The following is a 15,048-nucleotide window of genomic DNA, read 5'->3' on the forward strand; positions in this document are numbered from 1 at the left end:
GCGCTACTTCTCCCCAATTCCTTTTTCCTTTACCAGTTTATACATAGCTTCCGGATCCGTTGTGGTGGATGCGGTTACATTTTCATGGCCGTCGGCAGTAATGATGATGGTATCTTCCAACCGGATATGCAGCTTCATGTTTTTATCTTCCAGGATCGGCTCCACATTAAATACCACGCCCGGTACAAAAGGTTTGTCGTAGGGGCCCACATCATGCACTGCCATGCCCACATAGTGGCCAATGCCGCCGGGATACATTTTTTCGTACCCATATTTGGCATAAACGCCTTTGGCAATGTCATTCATCTGCTTTACCGTGATGCCCGGTTTCATCGCTGCGATTACTGCTTCAGAGGCCTCTTTAACGCAGTTATAATATTTTAACTGAATGCCGGTAAATTTACCTTCGACAGGCCATGTACGGGTAATGTCGGTGGAGTAATATTGTAATTCGGGGGCATAGTCCATCATCATTACATCGCCAGCCTTTATGGTGTGGTTGTTGGCGTTATAATGCCAGCTTAAACCGCGTTCCGCCGATGCGGCGATAGGGAAGTAGGATGGCCCCATGGCGCCCTCGTTTTCAAACACAAAATCTGCTGCTGCCGCAACCTGGTATTCATAAATACCGGGACGGGTTACCCGCATTGCCTCGTCGAAACCATGCGCACCAATCTTTCCGCACTCGCGTATAACGGCAATCTCTTTGGCGTCTTTTACCCACCGCATTTCGTCCATAACCGGCGTTAAATCTTTTATGGTGATCATCGGGAAGCGCTCTTTCAATTTATTGATGAAAGTTAGTTCCTTGGATATACGGCCATCCCATGGATCGCTTAAACGGGTGTTCCGCAGGCCGGTGCAGCGGTCGCGGCTCATTTCGGCGGTCTCTTCGGGCGAGGTCAATACATAAAATGTCTGTCCGCGGCCGGCCAGGCCCGCCAGCATATTGGTCATGGCTGATTTTGGCAATACGTTGTTTACCTTGTACATTTTGGCCGCATCAGGGCCGGGGGTGATAAGAGCTTCATCTTTAATATCGGCAAAGCGGCCTTCGGGAACGAACAAGGTTGTGGTTTTGGTTTTGCCATTGATGATTAGTGCGCACCACGGCATTTCCACGCCGGTTAAATAATAAAAATTATTATCCTGCCTGAATTTAATGTAGGCTTCAGTTAAATCGGCGCCCTGCAAAACGGCAACACCATCGCCAATTTGCTCCATCAATTTTGCGCGGCGGGCGGCAAAATCATCAGGTGTAAAATACTTAAACATGTTTTGGGCCGTGGCGCTGACGGTACATAGCAGTACAGCTAACAGAAAGTTAATCGTTTTCATTGTTAAATAAGAGGTTAGTTAAAGTAAATATATTCATTTAGGGGATTAGGTCAATAAGTTTTCGGTTTATAGCGCTGCGCCTTCCGCGCTTTACTGATTTTTCGGACTTTCCCTACCTCAAAAACCTTTCGCCTCTTCTTAAACCGAAATAATTTTTGTAGAATTGACAGTTGTACAATCTGCCGATTATGCCTAAGTATTGCTTAACCCTTGATTTAAAGGACGATCCTGCATTAATAGCTGAATATGAGCGTTATCATGAATCGATTTGGCCCGAAATACGGACCAGCATTATAGACTCTGGTATTACCGGTATGGAAATTTACCGGTTTGATACCCGGCTGTTTATGATTATGGAAACCGATGACAGCTTTAGCTTTGAACGCAAGGGGGCGATGGATGCATCGAACCCAAAAGTGCAGGAATGGGAAAACCTGATGTGGAATTACCAGCAACCTGTTAAAGGCGCAATGAAGGGAGAAAAGTGGGTGCTGATGAAGAAGATATTTGAATTATAATTTTTTTGTCATTGCGAGGAGGAACGACGAAGCAACCTCGTCGCTATACATAGTCCGGCGATGATTGACGACGAGGTTGCTTCGTTCCTCGCAATGACAAAGTTTTTAAGTTTTACTCAATTATAAACCGCTACTAACCATGAAAAAAATCCTTCCACTGTTATTGCTTATTATCAGCTACAACGCTATGGCTCAAAAACGTATCGGAAACGAGACTGACGCGCAAAAAAAGAAACGCATGGAATGGTGGACCGACGCCCGCTTCGGCATGTTCATTCACTGGGGACTATATAGCGGCGCGGCACGGCATGAGTGGGTAAAGCACAATGAGAAAATAGATAATGCAGGCTACCAGAAATATTTTGACCAGTTCAACCCGGATCTGTTCGACCCCCACAAATGGGCCAGGACGGCCAAAGCGGCCGGCATGAAATATGCCGTGCTTACCAGTAAACACCATGAAGGCTTTTGCCTGTTCGACTCGAAATATACTGATTATAAAGCTACCAATACCAAAGCGCACCGCGACCTGATCCGCGAATACGTAAACGCTTTTCGCGCCGAAGGGCTCAAGGTGGGTTTTTATTACTCGTTGCTTGACTGGCATCATCCTGATTACACCATTGACGAGATTCATCCGCAATCACCTGCTGATAAGAGTGACGCCTCGTATGCAAAGCTGAACAAGGGCCGCGATATGGCGAAATACCGCCAGTACATGCGCAACCAGATAACAGAACTGTTAACTAAATACGGTAAAATAGATATTCTTTGGCTCGATTTTTCATTCCCCCGCAAGGATGGACATGGCAAAGGCAAAGATGACTGGGGTTCTGTTGAACTATTGAAGCTGATACGCAAGCTGCAGCCGGGTATTATTGTAGATAACCGCCTTAATTTGGAAGAATATAAAGACGGCGCCGACTTTGAAACACCCGAGCAGGTAAGTACTGCGGAGTTAGCCAAGTACCGCGGCAAAACCTGGGAAACCTGCCAGACGTTTTCCGGCTCCTGGGGATATTACCGCGACGAAAATACCTGGAAAACCCATCGCCAGCTGCTCGATCTGCTGATTACCTCGGTAAGCAATGGAGGCAACCTGATATTGAATGTTGGCCCTACAGCCCGCGGCGAATTTGATTACCGCGCCAATAACGCACTGGACAGCCTTGCTACCTGGATGCACGCCAATAGCCGATCTATTTACGACTGCACCTTTGCGCCTGATAAGTTTAAAGCACCTGAAGGAGATAAGCTTACCTACAATCCGAAAACCGGGCGGCTATATGTACATTTGTACTATTATCCAATCAGCGGCACATTAACGCTGCCGGGGTACGCCGGAAAGGTAAGGTATGCAGCCATGCTGAATGATGCTTCAGAGCTGATCTCCAAGCCGTCGGACACAAACCCGCAGGACCTTGTGCTTACGCTGCCGGCCAAAAAGCCCGGGTACGAGATACCGGTAATAGAACTTACACTGCAATAACGATTTTGATAAATAATGCCGACACAAAAACATAGCTACATCCGCATTCACCCGAAAGATAATGTGCTGGTGGCCTTGCAAAACCTGGAACAGGGTACGGAGATAAATTTTGAGGGCCAAACATTCAAGCTGGCTGATAAAATAGCGGCGAAGCACAAGTTTACTCTTAATGCGCTACAGCCACAGGACGAAATATTTATGTATGGCGTGCTGGTAGGTAAAGCCACGCAGATTATCCCGCAGGGGGGGCTAATAACTACAAGCAATGTTCACCATGCTTCTGGCGAGTTTCACCTAGGCAAACGCAAGCTGGACTGGCGCCAGCCTGATACCAGCCGTTTTGCCGGCCGGACTTTCAATGGCTACCATCGCGCTGACGGGTCTGTGGGTACAGGTAATTACTGGATTGTAGTGCCGCTGGTATTCTGCGAAAACCGCAATATCGATGTGCTGAAAGAAGCATTGGTTGACAAGCTTGGTTATAAGAAAGCGAAAAATTATGAGGGGGATGTGGACCAGCTGATCAGTCTGTATAATGCCGGTAAATCGGTTGAAGAGATACTGGGGACCGATATACAGGACTCCGCAGATAAAAACAGCTCAAAAAAGTTTTTTAAAAACATAGACGGCATAAAATTCCTGACGCATGAGATGGGCTGCGGCTGCACACGCAGTGATGCGCAAACGCTATGCGGGCTGATAGCCGGGTATATCACCCATCCTAATGTGGCGGGCGCTACCGTGCTAAGCCTGGGGTGCCAGAACGCACAGGTGAGTATACTGGAGCAGGAAATAAAAGTGCGCGACGCTAACTTCAGTAAGCCGCTGGTGATTCTGGAACAACAAAAAGTGGGTACCGAAAGGGATTTATTGAAGGAGGCCCTTAAACAAACCTTTGCCGGCCTGATGCAGGCCAATCAAACGGCCCGGACACCGGCTCCGCTATCGAAATTATGTATCGGATTGGAGTGTGGCGGATCAGACGGTTTTTCGGGCATATCCGCTAATCCGGCGTTAGGTTATGTTTCTGATTTACTCGTATCGATGGGCGGTTCGGTAATACTGTCGGAGTTCCCTGAGCTTTGCGGCGTAGAACAGGAATTGAGCGACCGCTGTGTTGATGAGGATAAGGCTAACTATTTCATGAAGCTGATGACGAGCTACAACCAGCGCGCTGAAGCTGACGGATCCGGTTTTTACGCCAACCCTTCGCCGGGTAACATTCGTGACGGGCTGATAACCGACGCCATAAAATCTGCCGGGGCCGCTAAAAAAGGTGGTACATCGCCGGTTGCCGATGTGCTGGATTACCCGGCCAAGGTGTCAAAATCCGGTCTCAATCTTTTATGCACCCCTGGCAGCGATGTAGAAAGCACCACGGCTGAGGTAGGTGCGGGAGCTAATATTGTATTGTTCACTACCGGGCTCGGTACGCCCACGGGCAATCCTGTTACGCCGGTGATCAAGCTGTCAACCAATACAGCAACTGCGCAAAAGATGCCGGATATCATCGACATTAATTGCGGCACCATTATAGAAGGCGAGGAAACCATTCAGCAGGCCGGGGAGCGAATACTTGACTATGTGATCCAGGTAGCCAGCGGCGAGGCCGAACCGGCCTCTGTACGCCTGGGTCAGGATGACTGGATACCGTGGAAGAGGGGAATATCGTTGTGATTTCGGATTTATGATTTCGGATTTTTGCAAATTCAATAACTCTGAAATCGTAAATCCTAAATCAAAAAATAATTCCGAAACGTAAACCCGAATTCCGAAATAAAAAATAATGTTCAAACTAACCAATAAATCAGTAATTATAACAGGTGGCGGCAGCGGCATTGGTAAGGCAATATCTGTATTGTTTGCCAAGCAAGGCGCAAGCGTGCATATCATCGAGCTAAACGAGGATGCCGCAAACGATACTGTTAACGAAATAGTAGCATCAGGCGGAAGTGCTGTTGTTCATAAATGCGATGTAAGCAACCAGCAGCAAGTGCTGGATGTTTTTGGGGCTATAGGTAAAATTGACATCCTGATAAATAATGCAGGTATTGCTCATATCGGTCGCGCCGACAATACCCCCGAAGCAGATTTCGACAGAGTATACAACGTGAATGTTAAGGGGGCCTATAACTGCCTGTTTGCAGCCATCCCAGTCATGAAAGCTAACGGCGGCGGAGTAATCCTTAATACTTCGTCGGTAGCGGCTCATGTGGGTATAACCGACAGGTTTGCTTATTCCACCAGCAAGGGTGCTATCCATGCTATGACTTTATCGGTGGCACGTGACTACCTGTCCGATAATATCCGATGTAACAGTATATCGCCTGCGCGGGTGCATACGCCATTTGTTGATGGCTTTATTGCCAAAAATTACGCTGGAAAAGAAGCAGAAATATTTGAGAAACTATCCAAATCGCAGCCCATTGGACGCATGGCCCAGCCGGATGAAATTGCAGCGCTGGCATTATACCTTTGTTCTGACGAGGCGGGTTTCATCACAGGAACTGATTACCCGATTGATGGCGGATTTATCACGCTGAATAATTAACAATAAAATAATTATTTGATAGTCAGCATGTTGTGTAAATTACTATACAGCCGCGACAAGGTATACCATGGTTTCAGGTGAAACCGTCCTGAAACCATTTAAGATTCTTATTATCAAATAATTAAGTGAGGTTTACAGTAGAAAAGTGTAAACCTTCTGCAACCATGTTTTTTATAACCCTGAAATCGAAGTACTTTCCTGTTAGCCGGTAAATATTTCTTCTCCGCCCGCCCGGGCATCCAGCCTGGAAAGAGGTATAATGGTACGCCGCAACACCCGCAAGCCATCGTTTTGGGAATGATTTTCTGGCAGAGGTGGTGAAATAACGCTGTTGATTAGTGTGTTGCCTATCAATTTGCCATTTATTATCGATAGGTTTGCAGGTATAGCAAACTACCAACTAAATAACATGAAGCTGATACGATTTGGCGAAGCCGGTAAAGAAAAAACCGGTGTAATTATCAATGATAAAAAATATGATACCTCAGCCTTTGGGGAAGATTATGGTGAAGTTTTTTTTGAAAATGACGGTTTAACGCGTTTAAGCCATTTTTTAGAAGACAGCCTGTTACCCGAAATTACAGAAGACGTGCGTTTGGGTTGTCCGCTGATGCGCCCGTCGAAAATTGTGTGCATCGGTCTGAATTATATTGACCATGCTAAAGAAACCAATGCTACGCCGCCGAGCGAGCCAGTTATTTTTATGAAATCAACAACGGCGATTGTTGGTCCGTACGATAACATTGTTATCCCGAAAAACTCGGTAAAAACCGATTGGGAGGTTGAACTGGCTGTTGTTATCGGTAAAAAGGCAAGCTATGTGAGCGAGGCTGATGCCATGGACTATGTGGCGGGTTATGTACTGCATAACGATGTATCGGAGCGTGAGTTTCAGATTGAGCGCGGCGGCACATGGGACAAGGGCAAGGGTTGCGATACTTTTGCGCCGATAGGTCCTTTTTTTGCTACCAAAGATGAAATTGCCGACCCGCATAACCTGCGTCTATGGCTGAAATTGAATGGTACGGTAATGCAGGATGGCAATACGTCGAATTTTATTTTCAATATACCACACTTAATTTCGTACACCAGCCAATTTATGACCCTGCTGCCCGGTGATATTATATCAACCGGAACACCAGCCGGTGTGGGTCTGGGCATGAAACCAAATTTATATTTAAAACCCGGCGATGTGGTTGAGCTTGGTGTTGATGGATTGGGAGTGGCAAGGCAAACACTGGTTGCTTACAATACATAACTTATTATGTTGCGCACCTACGGAGCGCTTAGCTTCTTAATTGTTTTTTCTACCAATATTTTGCTCCTAACGGAGCATTTTTTATTCCTGTTGGATAGGGATGTACAGTATCAATACAATGCCGCAACACCAATTTGCATCTCAGCCCCATCGTGGCAAATATTGGTAGAAACAATCAATGCGTGTTTTTCCACCAATATTTTGCTCCTGACGGAGCATTTTTTATATTCTGCCAGATAAGAATGATTAGCATAAATACACTACCGTAATGGCAATTTGCATTCCGGCCCCATGGGGGCCAAATATTGATAGAAAAAAGCAATATGTGTTTATTACCAATATTTGCTCCCAACGGATCATTTTTTATTCTGTTAGATAGGAATGTATAGTATAAATACAGTGCCGTAATGGCAATTTGCATTCCGGCCTCCATTGGGGCCAAATATTGGTAGAAAAAATCGATATGTGTTTTTCAATTTACCTCTGCCGATATTTTCTCCTAACGGATCATTTTTTATCCTGTTAGATAGGGATGCATAATATATATTCAGTGCTGTAACACCAATTTGCATTTCGGACCCTGACGGGGCCAAATATTGGTAGAAAAAATCAATCCGTGTTTTTCCTCATTTACCTCTGCCGATATTTTCTCCTAACGGAGCATTTTTTATTCCTGTTGGATAGGGATGCATAATATACATAGAGTGCCAATGGCAATTTGCATTCCAGCCCCATCGGGGGCCAAATATTGGTAGAAAAAATCGATACGTGTTTTTCCGCTCCGGAGGTGCGGCACCTAGCCCATCATGCCCTGCTGCAATCTCAAATAACACCCCTAAACGCAGCAATATACTTATCGATGTATTGCTGCTTCGTTTTCGCCTTATATTGCATAATAAACCGCGGATGTTCGAGCGCTATAATATTTTTAAAGAAGCCATGCTCCCGGTTAATATTGTTTAAAAATTTCTCATTAGTGCCGGTGCCGAAGCAAAAACAGGTATCAGTATGGCATCCAATATCAATTTGCTTTTTAATGTTTTCGATGATGGCATCGTAAACTGTGGCGGTCAGTTCCTTGCTGTCATAATAATTATAATTCACTTCTTTGCCTGCCAAATTGGTCGCCGTAAAACCAAGAGGAAACATGGAATTTATATAGATATGACTGTAGAATTCTTCCGGGCCGCCGAAGGCATCAATCATCTCATATATAAAAACAGACGATGGCTCGTGCGTTTCCTTACCATCATAATCAATTCCGCAGGCCGTTTTTAACCGCTTGGAATCTGTAAACGGCACACCGGTTACCCCGCCGCCAAATCTTCCGGGATTAATGCCTAAAACCAGGTGCCGCTGATTATTGTCGCTGTAATATTTGGTGTAAAACTCCCCGGTAATGCGTAACGCCTGCGGACTCTCCTTAAATGGGTTCATTATGCTGATGCCAGCGGGCAGCGTTCCTCTAAAGTCAACCTGTTTATTGAATTGAATAACTTTTTCGGCAAAGGTCATGCGGTAAATGGTAAAAATGCTAATTGATAAAATTTAATGGATAAATCCAATTTGTATCCAATTTTATCCAATAAAAAAGCCCGGCATAACAATTTGCCGGGCTGTAAATTAAATCGTATAAGTAATATTATTGAAGCACAGGTTTACCATCATAGGTCGCCGATTTCAACAGGTTTTCTGCAACTTTGACAGCGGCCGGCGACAGCGGTGCGTAATTTAAATCATTGCAGTATTTCTGGCCTTCGTGGGTATTCCACCAAAGCAGTTTAACCACTTTTTCGGCACGGTCTTTTGCGCGGCCGTTATAATTTTGTTCTTTGTATATAAGGGCCCAGGTTAATCCGCTGATGGGGTAACCGTCCTTAGCGTCAGTATTGCTTAATGACACCTTTGCATCGGCTGGGATATCGATATTACCGGCAGCGCTTGTTGAAGCAACGGTTGGGGTAATATAATTGCCGCTTTTATTCTTTAGATCGGCAAACGTCATTTTATTTTGAATGGCATAAGCAAGCTCGATGTAGCCGATTGCGCCAGGGGTTTGTTTGATTAAACCGGCAACACCTTCGTTACCTTTGCCGCCCAGGCCAACCGGCCAGTTAATGGCTGAACCCTTGCCCGGACTCTTAGCCCAGTCTGCACTAACTTTTGCAAGATAGGTGGTGAATATGTTGGTGGTACCGCTGCCGTCGCTTCTGTGTGCAATAAATACACCCGTGGATGGTAGGGTTACACCAGGGTTGATTTTAGCAATTGCAGGATCGTTCCATTTGGTGATCTTACCGAGGAATATACCGGCTAAAACTTCCGGATCAAGCTTTAACGGGCTTTTTAATTCGGGCAGGTTGTATGCGATAACTACGGCGCCTGAGCACATCGGGATATGCAGCACGTCAACGCCGATTTTCTTTGCTTGTTCGTCGGTCAACGGCGCATCGGAGTCGCCGAAATCGATGGTTTTGTTGGTGAGCTGTAAAATGCCGCCGCCTGAACCAATAGACTGATAGTTTACTTTCACACCGGCTGATTTGTCATATTCAGCAAACAGCTTTGAAAATAGCGGGTATACAAAAGTGCTGCCTGCGCCAAGCAAGGTATTGGCATCTGCAGGTGCAGCAGCGGCCGTTGCCGGCTTTGTTGCAGATGACGAATCACCGCCCGATTTGTTATTGTTTCCACCACAGCTTACTAAAGCTGTTTCGGCCAGCAGTATGGCTGCAAAGGCCAGTTGACTTATTTTCAATAATTTCATATTGATGTGTTTGGTTTTCAAAAAACAAAGAGAACGTTTAATGTTAACGTTGTCATTATGATATTGTTAAGAAATTGTAAAGTGTATAAATAATGAATTAACACAGGGCGGAAAATAGTACAGTCAGGTTTAGAGGAATTGTTTTCTTAAAAAAAAGTCCAAATAAAAATTCTATCAAAATGGTAAAAACATTACCAAAATGATAGTGTACCAGGGTTTCGCCATTAAACAATGTAGCCTGATTTGTGCTTTTTTGATAATTTGAAAGTAATGCAAAACCGCTATGAAAATATTTGGCATTGATTTAGCTTTGCTAAGCAATATGCACTTCGCCTAAGTTCATTTTAAGAGGGCAAAATCCTCTGCACAAACCAATTATAGGTGTAATTGCTCATTATTTATTTTAGTAATAATTATATGTTTACCGAGTTACTTGAAATAGCCGCGTTGCTTGCGGTATTAGTCTTGCCTGTTTGTTTTCCGTATAAAAGAAAAACTAACGCTGTTAGATTTCCTAAAGATTACCCGGACACATCTGAAGCCAACTACGCCATAAATGAGCATGGCTTTTTAGAAGAGATAAGGCATGACAAAATTAAAAGCGATGTAAAATAGCATCCGCTACCAGCCGCTGACAAACCTGTTTAGCGGCTTTTTAATTTTACGACTGCTTTTTATTCGATAACGGCCTATCGGGCAAGTTTTTTAAGTAAACGGGATAGAAATTAAGCATTATCCCATCTGGCATAATTTCGGCTTTAAAATTTAAATCACTAATCTTGATACGTTAAACACGCAAGCGTTCCCGGATGAACAAGGCTAAATGTATTTTGCTTTCCTGCTTTTTTATTAGTGTCTCTGCTGTAGTAGTCAATGCCCAGCCTGCAGGCATTCCGCAAAGAGTAGAGGCCCTGTTAAAAAAGATGACCCTGGCCGAAAAAATTGGCCAGCTAAACCAATATAATGGCGACTGGGCCGCTACCGGCCCGGTAACTACCGACGTTGGCAATAAACTGGACGCTATAAAGCGGGGCGAGGTAGGATCCATACTTAACATAACGGGGGTACAGCATACCCGTGTCTTCCAGGAAGCGGCTATGAAGTCGCGGCTGAAAATTCCGCTGCTGTTTGGTCAGGATGTTATCCATGGTTACAGCGTTACTTTCCCGATACCATTAGCTGAGGCCGCAAGCTGGGATATGGATGCCATTGAAAAATCTGCCCGTATTGCGGCTACTGAGGCCGCCGCCGGTGGTGTGCACTGGACGTTTGCCCCCATGGTTGACATAGCCCGCGACCCGCGCTGGGGCCGCGTAATGGAAGGCGCCGGAGAAGACCCGTACTTAGGTTCGCTGATCGCAACAGCCCGCGTAAAAGGCTTCCAGGGTAAGGGCCTTGGTAACCTTGACGCTGTAATGGCATGTGCCAAACACTTTACTGCTTATGGTGCAGCAATCGGCGGGCGCGATTATAATAGTGTTGATATGAGCCTTCGTACACTTTGGGAAGTTTATCTGCCGCCCTTTAAGGCCGCGCTCGATGCTGGCGTGGCCACATTCATGAATTCGTTTAATGATCTGAATGGTACGCCGGCATCCGCCAGTCACTATTTACAGCGTGAGATCCTGAAAGATAAATGGGGCTTTAAGGGATTCGTAGTGAGCGATTGGGGCTCTATAGGTGAGATGATCAATCATGGTTATGTAAAGGATAACTATGAAGCTGCTGAAGCTGCCATCAATGCAGGCAACGATATGGATATGGAAAGCCGCAGCTATATTAATAACCTGGCGAAGCTGGTAGCCGATAAAAAGGTATCTGTAAGAACAATTGATGAAGCGGTGCGAAGGATCTTAACAAAAAAATTTGAGCTTGGATTATTTGACGACCCCTATCGCTTCAGCAGCGAAGAGCGCGAAAAACGTGTGCTGAACAAGCCGGAGTTTATTGCCGCCGCAAGAGATGTAGCCCGTAAAAGCATTGTATTGCTGAAGAATGACAAGCGGGTGTTGCCGTTGTCTAAAAACACCGGCTCGATAGCCTTGATTGGTCCGATGGTGAAGCTAAAAAAAGAGAACAAAGGCTTCTGGTCGCTGGATGTAGGAGATGAAAGCCAGGTAGTATCGCTTTATGAGGGAATGCAGCAGCAGGCCGGAATTACCAAACTGCTTTATGCGCAGGGTTGCGACATAACCGATACCAGTAAAATTGGTTTCGCTGATGCCGTTAAAACTGCCATGCAGGCCGATGTAGTGGTAATGGCTATGGGCGAACGTTTCGACATGACTGGCGAGGCTAAAAGCCGCTCGGATATTCATTTGCCGGGCATACAGGAAGAACTGATAAAGGCAGTTATAGCAACAGGCAAACCAGTAGTGGTGTTGCTTTATGCCGGTCGCCCCATGGTTTTTGACTGGACCGCCGATCATGCACCCGCGATTGTTTATACCTGGTGGCTGGGCAACCAGGCGGGTAATGCCATAGCCGACGTACTTTACGGAAATTATAATCCATCTGCAAAGTTGCCTGTTACTTTCCCGCGTACCGAGGGGCAGATCCCTATCTATTACAATCATTACAATACCGGCCGCCCGCCACATGCCGATAATGATGTAAATTATACTTCATCTTATATCGATTTGCTGAATAGCCCCAAATTTGCTTTCGGGCATGGCCTGAGCTATACCACATTTAAGTACGATAATATTAAACTCAGCAAAAAATCGATGTTGAAAACCGGGAGCATAACTGTTTCATTCGATATTGAAAACACCGGTAAGTATGCAGGCGGGGAAGTTGCCCAGCTTTACCTGCGCGACCTGGTATCGCAGCCTGTGAGGCCGGTAAAAGAACTGAAGGACTTTAAAAAGCTAATGCTGCAGCCCGGGGAAAAGAAGACCGTAACATTCATCATAAACAAAGACAAGCTGGCATTTTATAATGACAAACTGGAGCGTATAACCCAGCCCGGAGATTTTATGCTGATGATCGGCAGCGCTTCCGACGATATCCGTTTGCAGGATAAATTTACTTTGCTTGATTAATTCAATCTACATCAATGAAAACGTTCATACATAAAAACTACGACGAAATGTGCCACGCGGCAGCGGATATTATTGTAAATCAAATAAAGCAAAAGCCGGACTCCCTGATCTGTCTCACTTCGGGCGACACGCCAGCCGGCATTTACAGGTTGTTGGTGCAATATGCGAAGGAAGGCAAGGTCGATTTTAGTCGGACATGGTTTGTGGGCCTGGATGAGTGGGTGGGGATGGATAAAAACGATGCGGGCAGCTGCACCAATTTTTTGTACGAAACGTTTTTTACCCCGGCTAATATCCACCCGTCGCAGATGATGGTGTTTGACGCCAAGACCGCCGATTTAGACGCCTCATGTACCGCAATGAATAACTTTATTAAGGAACATGGCCCGCTGGCCATTATGCTGGTTGGTGTTGGCATGAATGGTCACATCGGCCTGAACGAGCCTGGCGCCGATTTTAACGCATATGCCCATCACTCTCCGCTCGATCCCATCACCGTTGAGGTAGGCCAAAAATATTTTCAAAGCGAAACTAAACTTACGGAAGGTATTACCTTGGGTCTGAGGCATCTGCAGGAGGCGGGCATTCCTATGCTCCTCGCCTCTGGTGCAAAAAAAGCTGATATCATCGGCAAAGCGCTGCAGGGCGAAGTAACTAACCAGGTGCCTGCGTCCATCTTCCAAACATTGCCGCACGGCTATGTTATGCTCGATGAAGATGCAGCAACAAAATTAGTTCATAGTTGATATTGTATAGCTTATGCCAAAAGTGCATTGCTGATACCGCTAAATTGAGAGGGTAGGGCTACCGGCTATTTATTCAGTTCTGTTAATGGGTGAAACCGGCCCAAAATCGGTGTAACCTGATAACTCGTTTACCATAGAATTGTAACAATGCCTATTACCAGCAACAATTGTAGTACTGAGGTGTTAAACTTGTATAAGCCGATACATTAAACATTTACACAATGAGAACAGAAGAACTAATAGCAACAGCAACTGCCCTTATGGCGGGTGATAAGGGGTTGCTGGCTATGGACGAAAGCGTTGGTACCTGCAACAAGCGTTTTGAAGAGGCAGGTATTCCGCAAACTATTGAATATCGCCGTGCATACCGCGAACTGATTGTAACCACCCCAAACCTGGGCCGGTGCTTAAGCGGCGCTATTTTATTTGATGAAACCATTTACCAGGCGACTAAGGAAGGAGTGCTTTTTATCGATATCTTGAAGAAAGCGGGTATTATCCCCGGTATTAAGGTTGATGAGGGCACGGCAGATATGGCAAACTTTCCGGGCGAGAAAATCACTGAAGGAATAGATGGCCTTCGCCAACGGTTAGTAAAATATTATGAACTGGGTGCACGTTTTGCCAAATGGCGTGCTGTAATTACCATCAGCGATGATACACCAACCAAAGCGAATATTGAAGCCAATATGCACCTGCTGGCCCGCTATGCTGCCCTATGCCAGGAAAATAACCTGGTGCCCATTGTTGAGCCTGAAGTATTGATGGACGGCGACCACGGCCTGAAAAAATGCGCGAAAGTTACCGGGAAGGTACTTGCCACACTATTTAAACAGCTGGAGAAACAAAGGGTGAACCTTCAGGCTACCATTCTTAAGCCTAACATGGTGCTGCCCGGTACAAGAAATTCCAAACCAGTTAGCGTGCAAAAGGCATCCAAAGCAACGGTAGAGGTTTTACTCAAAAGTGTACCTGCTACATTGGCAGGTGTGGCATTTTTATCCGGCGGGCAATCGCCCGCAGAAGCCAGCGCTCATTTAAACGAGATGCATGTAAAATATAAAGGCAAGCTGCCATGGCCATTAACCTTTTCGTTTGCCCGCGCTATTCAACAGCCTGCAATGGACATTTGGAGGGGCGACGACAAAAATGTTAAAGCCGCTCAAAAGCTCCTTTATAAACGCGCAAGTTTAAACAACGCAGCGCGAAGGGGAGAGTATAAACCAGAGATGGAGGAAAAGCTTGCATAGTTGATGGATCATGGCGTAAAACCGCAAATTATTCCCCGTTATCAACTGTGAACATTCGGCTATGAACCATCAATTATTAACCATAAG

At 45.6% G+C, this 15,048-nt stretch carries 12 protein-coding genes; 9 read left to right on the forward strand and 3 right to left on the reverse strand.

Features of this window, described 5'->3' with window-relative positions; genetic code table 11:
* Positions 1-3 precede the first annotated feature (3 nt).
* Positions 4-1,338 (reverse strand): Xaa-Pro peptidase family protein, encoded by a 1,335-nt coding sequence (locus Q3W13_RS09055; RefSeq protein ID WP_302863094.1) that lies wholly within the window; start codon positions 1,336-1,338, stop codon positions 4-6.
* 188 nt (positions 1,339-1,526) lie between these two features.
* Between Q3W13_RS09055 and Q3W13_RS09060 the strand changes: the two genes are divergently transcribed.
* The 5 genes from Q3W13_RS09060 to Q3W13_RS09080 all read left to right on the forward strand — a co-directional run bounded on the left by Q3W13_RS09060 (position 1,527) and on the right by Q3W13_RS09080 (position 7,154).
* On the forward strand, positions 1,527-1,856 hold the full coding sequence (locus Q3W13_RS09060) for an L-rhamnose mutarotase (protein ID WP_302863096.1): 330 nt from the start codon (positions 1,527-1,529) through the stop codon (positions 1,854-1,856).
* A gap of 139 nt (positions 1,857-1,995) precedes the next feature.
* Positions 1,996-3,345, forward strand: coding sequence for an alpha-L-fucosidase (locus tag Q3W13_RS09065; protein ID WP_302863097.1), 1,350 nt, complete (start codon positions 1,996-1,998; stop codon positions 3,343-3,345).
* Between the two features lie 15 nt (positions 3,346-3,360).
* A complete protein-coding gene (locus Q3W13_RS09070; protein ID WP_302863099.1) occupies positions 3,361-5,022 on the forward strand; it encodes a UxaA family hydrolase in 1,662 nt (553 codons plus the stop codon).
* A gap of 109 nt (positions 5,023-5,131) precedes the next feature.
* Entirely contained in the window at positions 5,132-5,896 is a 765-nt protein-coding gene (locus Q3W13_RS09075) for an SDR family NAD(P)-dependent oxidoreductase (RefSeq protein WP_302863101.1), read from the forward strand.
* A gap of 409 nt (positions 5,897-6,305) precedes the next feature.
* Entirely contained in the window at positions 6,306-7,154 is an 849-nt protein-coding gene (locus tag Q3W13_RS09080; RefSeq protein WP_302863103.1) for a fumarylacetoacetate hydrolase family protein, read from the forward strand.
* A gap of 822 nt (positions 7,155-7,976) precedes the next feature.
* On the opposite strand, the gene Q3W13_RS09085 is transcribed toward Q3W13_RS09080, so the two are convergent.
* Together Q3W13_RS09085 and pstS are read right to left on the reverse strand one after the other, a co-directional pair.
* Positions 7,977-8,669 carry a uracil-DNA glycosylase family protein gene (locus tag Q3W13_RS09085; protein ID WP_302863105.1) on the reverse strand — a complete coding sequence of 231 codons (693 nt, stop codon included), beginning with the start codon at positions 8,667-8,669 and terminating at the stop codon, positions 7,977-7,979.
* 127 nt (positions 8,670-8,796) lie between these two features.
* Positions 8,797-9,921, reverse strand: coding sequence for a phosphate ABC transporter substrate-binding protein PstS (gene pstS / locus Q3W13_RS09090; RefSeq protein ID WP_302863107.1), 1,125 nt, complete (start codon positions 9,919-9,921; stop codon positions 8,797-8,799).
* A 417-nt stretch (positions 9,922-10,338) separates the two neighbouring features.
* On the opposite strand from pstS, the gene Q3W13_RS09095 reads away from it, so the two are divergent.
* From Q3W13_RS09095 to Q3W13_RS09110, 4 genes are all read left to right on the forward strand, one after another.
* Complete coding sequence (locus Q3W13_RS09095) at positions 10,339-10,536, forward strand: hypothetical protein (RefSeq protein WP_302863110.1); 198 nt, start codon at positions 10,339-10,341, stop codon at positions 10,534-10,536.
* Between the two features lie 194 nt (positions 10,537-10,730).
* Positions 10,731-12,965: a beta-glucosidase BglX gene (bglX, locus tag Q3W13_RS09100; protein ID WP_302863113.1), complete on the forward strand. Its 2,235-nt coding sequence runs from the start codon at positions 10,731-10,733 to the stop codon at positions 12,963-12,965.
* A gap of 14 nt (positions 12,966-12,979) precedes the next feature.
* Positions 12,980-13,711 (forward strand): 6-phosphogluconolactonase, encoded by a 732-nt coding sequence (locus Q3W13_RS09105; RefSeq protein WP_302863114.1) that lies wholly within the window; start codon positions 12,980-12,982, stop codon positions 13,709-13,711.
* 221 nt (positions 13,712-13,932) lie between these two features.
* Entirely contained in the window at positions 13,933-14,961 is a 1,029-nt protein-coding gene (locus Q3W13_RS09110; RefSeq protein ID WP_302863116.1) for a class I fructose-bisphosphate aldolase, read from the forward strand.
* The last annotated feature ends 87 nt before the right edge of the window (positions 14,962-15,048 follow it).

Source organism: Mucilaginibacter sp. L3T2-6 (assembly GCF_030519355.1).
Classification (GTDB): Bacteria; Bacteroidota; Bacteroidia; order Sphingobacteriales; family Sphingobacteriaceae; genus Mucilaginibacter.